Origin of the sequence: Neisseria sp. HMSC075C10 (assembly GCF_001815615.1) — a bacterium.
Taxonomy (GTDB): Bacteria; Pseudomonadota; Gammaproteobacteria; order Burkholderiales; family Neisseriaceae; genus Neisseria; species Neisseria subflava_A.
Map to the genome: position 1 here is coordinate 166,361 of NZ_KV821278.1, position 607 is coordinate 166,967.

At 61.3% G+C, this 607-nt stretch carries 1 protein-coding gene; it reads left to right on the forward strand.

Annotation, left to right across the window (positions count from 1 at the left end; translation table 11 throughout):
* Window positions 1-607 (forward strand): hypothetical protein (locus HMPREF3047_RS11650; protein WP_283127047.1); only part of this gene is annotated, 607 nt, incomplete at both ends.

Genomic DNA, 607 nt, shown 5'->3' on the forward strand with positions numbered 1-607 from the left:
CAGATAGGCAGCCTGAAAGGCGATACCACCATCGCGGCGGGCGGCAAACTGACTACCGAAGCCGCACAACTGTATGCCGGCGGCGATCTGCATCTGCAGGGGCGCGAAGTTTCCCTCGGCGAAGCCTACAAACGGAACGAGCGGCACAGCGAAGGCAACATCACCATCGGCGGCAAAAAAACCAGTGCCCGCGCTCTCGGCATCCATACCGATTCGGCCACTGCCCATCACGGTGCCGACAGCGTTCCCGATCTGCAAAACCTACTCGACAAACAGCAAACCGTCGCCCAATCGACTGCCGCCATCCACAGTGCCGTCGGCACCTATAGGGGCAACCGTGCCAAAGCGGCAGCCGAAGAGCTGGAAAAACAACAAGCCGCCCACGAAGGCCGTCTGAAAGAACAAAACGACGGCAGCTACGAACACTATCTCAGCCTAAGCGACGCACAACGGCAGCAGGAGATGCTGGCCCATTCCCCCGCCTACGCCCAAGCCTACCAAGAAGCCCGAAGCTGGGGCATAGGCGGCAGCAAAAGCCGTGCGCTTACCGCCGCCGAAACCCTGATTACCGGTGCCCTGGGCGGCCAGGGTGATTTACAGCTGGCGG